1 protein-coding gene is annotated in these 525 nt (G+C 68.6%); it reads right to left on the bottom strand.

Annotated elements, in window-relative coordinates; all coding sequences use genetic code 11:
* Positions 1 to 372, bottom strand: a 372-nt coding sequence (locus tag RM844_RS32160) for a YncE family protein (protein WP_394814650.1), incomplete at its 3' end; no start/stop codon positions are given.
* Positions 373 to 525 lie beyond the last annotated feature (153 nt).

Below are 525 nucleotides of genomic sequence, written 5' to 3'. Positions count from 1 at the left end.
GGCGACGTTGATGTTGTGCAGGTGGCCGAGCTCGATCAGCTCGTACTGGTCGATCTGCAGGGCGTCGAGGTTGATGCCGGGGCCGGTGGCGATGTCGATGGTGCCCACCCGCTCGGCGGTGGTGTCGATGACGGCGATGTCGATGCGCTCGTGGCCGGTGCGGCCGGCGAAGACGCGCTTGCCGTCCGGGCTGATGGCCAACGCGGTCACGCTGAAGGCCAGCGGGTACTCGGCGAGCACCGCGCCGGTGATGGTGTCGACCGTCACGATCGAGTCATGTCCCGCGGTGGCGACGCTGACGTAGGCGCGGTCGTCTGCGACAACGACGGCGAACGGGTCTCCGGCGAGGCGTACCGAACCCACCACACTCATGGTGTGAGGGTTGATCACGGTCAGGCTCTGCGCTGCGGCGTTGGTCACCACGACGGTCTCGCGGTCGGGATCGACGGCGATGTCGCCGATCGGCCCGCGTCCGACCTCGGCCAGACCGGCCACGTCGATGTCATCCAGCGCACCGTCGAAGGC

Source organism: Streptomyces chisholmiae (genome assembly GCF_031845445.1).
In the GTDB taxonomy this organism is placed as follows: Bacteria; Actinomycetota; Actinomycetes; order Streptomycetales; family Streptomycetaceae; genus Streptomyces; species Streptomyces chisholmiae.
Note: the sequence above shows the minus strand (reverse complement) of the source record. Positions and strands in the feature narration are given on the sequence as shown.